This is a genomic window from Kitasatospora sp. NPDC127067 (assembly GCF_042724755.1).
Classification (GTDB): Bacteria; Actinomycetota; Actinomycetes; order Streptomycetales; family Streptomycetaceae; genus Kitasatospora; species Kitasatospora lactacystinica.
Map to the genome: position 1 here is coordinate 1 of NZ_JBHXEM010000269.1, position 3,483 is coordinate 3,483.

The window sequence follows — 3,483 nt, forward strand, 5'->3', positions numbered from 1 at the left end:
CACTTGCTGATCGCACCATCGAACTGGAACGCCCGCGCCGGGTACGTGTAGTCCGCGACGTTGCCGCCGCACTGCCCCGCCGCTCGCGTCGCCGCCTGCGCCGTACCGGTCTGCGCGAGCGTTCCCGCCATGCCCAGCAGTACCACCACGGCAGCCAGCCGCCTACGGGCCCCTATGTGCTTCATGGTGTCCGAATTCCTTTGCTCGATCGATTCGTTCGCCAGCGAATCACTGACGGAACCAACCTGCCCAGCCGCCGCAAGCATCCGCAACCGCCCAGAACCGAACAGCCCACCAGGTGCGTCCGAACGGCGTCCCCTCGGCGGCATCAGCCCGCCTCCCCCAGAGCGACCACTCCCCCGGGGTCCAGCCGTGTCGCAGCGTCGGACGAGCCGTTGAACAGCACATATCCCGCGTCGTCAACCGCGCCCTGCCGGCCGACAACCCTCCGGAGCCTTCCGGCCACGCGGAAGACCTCAGATCCAGCGTCCTGGCCGTCGCGGCGGTCACCGTGCCGGCCCGGCAGGCCCCGCAGGCCACCCCCGCGACGGCGCAGCCGTCCTGTTCGCTGCTGCCGTCGGCGCCCCTTCCCTTGCAGGCCGCAACGCCGTGGACGCTGCGCCTCGCCGACGCCGCCGAGGAGGCGGTCGCCCGCACGGGCGCCGGCCTGAACGCGGTCGGCCCCGTGGCGGCGGCGAACATCAACGTCACCGCTGCCTGCACTTCGTCCTCGACAACGGCTACCTCAACGGGGCCTCTCCGGCGTGAGCGGCACCGCCAAGGGCGGCTTCGTCTTCCATAACGGCGCCCAGCGCTCGGAGTTCACCGACATGGCCACGCAGATGTCGATCGGCAGCAGCGAGGCCGAGGCCGCGATGAGCCACATCGGACAACGGCTCAAGACCCTCGCCGGCCCGGCCGGCAGCGTCAATCCCTCCCTCACCGGACTCCGCGTCGACAACACACCGATCCACCGCACACCCCCAGGACGCCGAGACCCTCTCAGCCGGCATCCCCTCCGACCTGCTCACCGCCGACCAACGGCTCTTCGCCGACGACGCCAAGCTCGACGTCCTCTCCTTTGGGCGCGCAAGGCATCGGTTTCCCGGGGCGGCGGTCGGGTCTATCGGCGGTGTGGTTGGGCCGGCGTACTCCCGATCGACCACCCCTTCAGACCCGACCGCACAGGAGAATCACCTGCCCGTCGCGAAAGCCGTCCGAGAGCTCGTTAGGCACGACGCGTCCTTGTGACCGCGCCTGAGCGGGAGGCGGGCTGCGGCCCCGCGGTCTCACGGACCTCGTCCGCGCCGGCGGGCCGGGCGGCACTGATGGCCTGCGACGTCCCGCTGGCCATGGCCGTTACCCAGCGTGGCGCCCGTTGATGACTTTGCGTGAGGTGAGCGTCGGCCGATGGCGAACCACGCCGCGGTGCGCCCGCGCGGGTTCATCCGAGCCGGGCAGGAATGACGTCCGCTGTGGGTGGTCTGCGACGGATGTCGTTCCTAGGGTGGAAGAGGGGGAAACGAGCAATAGGCTCGGGCAATGTTCCGCGGCTGCTCTCCTGCGATCTCTTCGTTGTGAGGGCGTTCGTGCAGTGTCCCTGAGTGAGCGGGACGGAGGAGCGATGAGCGACCCCGCGAGCGGCGGGTGGCGGATGCCCGCCGAGACCGGGTCACAGACGCGGACCTGGACGGCCTGGCCGGCCCGTGGATACGCCCGCGGTGAGGACTCCGAGGAGGCAGGACAGCCGTGGGCCAAGGCGGCCAAGGCGGCCAAGGCGATCGTGGCGCACTGCGAGCAGCCCGTCACGGTGTCGTAGGGGCCGACGCCCGGCCCGTTGTCCGGCCGCGGTGGTGGTGCCCGCTGCATCGCCGGCAGCAGCCCGTCTTGCCGACGGCCTGAGTCCCGGTCGCGAGCCGGGAAGCACATCACGGAGGTATGACCATGAAACCCATCGACACGGACCGCCTGGTCAAAGACCTTGAGCGCTTCATCACGTTCCGGTCGGTCTACAACCCGAAGGACACCGGCCCCGTGAAGGACGCTGCCCGGCACTGCGTCGACCTGCTCAGCGAAGCGGGTGCCAGCGTCAAGACGCTGTCCATCGGCGACCCTCCCGAGAAGCACGCTCCGCTGGTGTACGCCCGCTGCGGACCGGCCGACGTCCCCAAGGGAACGCCCACGGTGCTGCTCTACGCGCACTACGACGTGGTCGAGGCCGGCGAGTGGGGAGAGGATGCGTGGAAGCCGGTGAGGAAGGACGGCCGCCTGTACGGCCGGGGTGCCGCCGACGACAAGTCCGGCGTCATGATGCACCTCGGCACGCTGCGGGCCTTCGAGGGCAAGCCTCCGGTCCCGCTGGCGATCGTCCTGGAGGGTGAGGAGGAGTCCGGCGGCACCCTGGAGGACTTCGTCCGGGAACATCGCGACCTGTTCAAGGCGGACGTCATCGTCGTCGCCGACTCCGGCAACTACAAGCTCGGCAGACCGACGCTCACCACCAGCCTGCGCGGTGTGGTCGCGGTGGACGTCACGGTCGGCACTCTGAAGAAGTCCGTGCACAGCGGTGTGTTCGGCGGCCCGGTGCCGGATGCCTTCATGGCGCTGGTACGGATGCTCGCCGCGCTGAACGACGGGAAGGGCGACGTCGCGGTACCCGGCCTGGTCCAGACGCCCCTCACGCGGGACCGGAAGATCGAGGAAAGCGAGATCCGGGAGGACGCGGGCGTCCTTCCGGACGTGCACCTGATCGGCAGCGGCACGATCGCCGACCGGCTTCACGCCAAGCCGTCCGTCAACGTCGTGGGACTGAGCGGCCCCCCGCCGATGTCCGCCCCGCTCAACCAGCTGACGGACACGGCCACCGCCCGCGTCAGCCTGCGCATCGCACCCACCCAGAAGCCGCAGGACGCCGTCGCCGCGCTGAGGCAGTTCCTCGAACAGCCCTCCCTGAACCCGTGGCACGCCGATGTCACCGTCAAGGAGGTGGTCTCCGCCCCGGGCTACCTGGCGGGGACCCCGAAGCCGGACTACTTCCCGGTGGCACAACAGGCGATGAAGGAGGCCTACGGCGCGTCGACCGGGTTCGCGTTCACCGGTGAGGGCGGGACGATTCCGCTGGTCACCCTGCTTCAGGAGACCAACCCGGACGCGACGGTGCTCGTTCTCGGTTGCGAGGAACCGCGGTGCAACATCCACTCCTCGCCCGAGAGCGTCGACCTCGGCGAACTCGGGAAGATGACGCTCGCGGAGGCCGCTCTGCTGGACCTCCTCGGCAAGGCGAAGCAGTCGGGTGACTACGAGCCGGCGACGGCCCCGCGGACGGAGCCCTCGATGTCGTAGCCACCACCCTCCCCGGCCCCCAACGCCCCCCCCCCGAGCGGGTGGGGGGGGTTGGGGCGGGGGGGGGGTTGCGGGGGAGCAAACCCACCGGGGGGGGGGGGCCCCATGAGGGTGCACCCCCCCCCACGGCCCAGGGGGAGG

3 protein-coding genes are annotated in these 3,483 nt (G+C 70.5%); 2 read left to right on the forward strand and 1 reads right to left on the reverse strand.

The annotated features are described in order from the left end of the window. Positions 1 to 185: hypothetical protein (locus ACFWJ4_RS41175; protein ID WP_380554486.1), on the reverse strand; the 185-nt coding region annotated here is incomplete at its 3' end. A 1,439-nt stretch (positions 186 to 1,624) separates the two neighbouring features. On the opposite strand from ACFWJ4_RS41175, the gene ACFWJ4_RS41180 reads away from it, so the two are divergent. Both ACFWJ4_RS41180 and ACFWJ4_RS41185 read left to right on the forward strand, forming a co-directional pair. After that, positions 1,625 to 1,819 (forward strand): hypothetical protein, encoded by a 195-nt coding sequence (locus tag ACFWJ4_RS41180; RefSeq protein ID WP_380554489.1) that lies wholly within the window; start codon positions 1,625 to 1,627, stop codon positions 1,817 to 1,819. 125 nt (positions 1,820 to 1,944) lie between these two features. After that, positions 1,945 to 3,342 (forward strand): M20/M25/M40 family metallo-hydrolase, encoded by a 1,398-nt coding sequence (locus ACFWJ4_RS41185; protein ID WP_380554492.1) that lies wholly within the window; start codon positions 1,945 to 1,947, stop codon positions 3,340 to 3,342. The last annotated feature ends 141 nt before the right edge of the window (positions 3,343 to 3,483 follow it).